This is a genomic window from Affinundibacterium nitidum (assembly GCF_014284155.1).
GTDB lineage: Bacteria > Pseudomonadota > Gammaproteobacteria > Burkholderiales > Burkholderiaceae_D > Undibacterium > Undibacterium nitidum.
Window position 1 is genome coordinate 1 of record NZ_JACOFZ010000080.1, and the last position, 203, is coordinate 203.

Sequence of the window (203 nt, forward strand, 5' to 3'; positions counted from 1 at the left end):
TAGTGATGTTTGATATGCTTGCATGCGATACTGCCATCCTTGGTCAGAGTGCAAAATCGGTTGATCTTTTGGCGATAGCCGTTTAAAAGCCTTTTTAAGCATCGTATCAATCATTTTATAAACGGGTCTTTTTGCGGTTTCAAAGGCGATGATCTCGCCGTTAAACAGATCTAAAATGGGTGATAGATAAAGCTTCTCACCAG

Annotated in this window: 1 protein-coding gene; it reads right to left on the minus strand. The window is 40.4% G+C overall.

What is annotated here, in order from left to right; all coding sequences use genetic code 11:
* The coding region (locus tag H8K36_RS19125) for a DDE-type integrase/transposase/recombinase (RefSeq protein ID WP_186920470.1) at positions 1-203 on the minus strand (203 nt) is incomplete at both ends.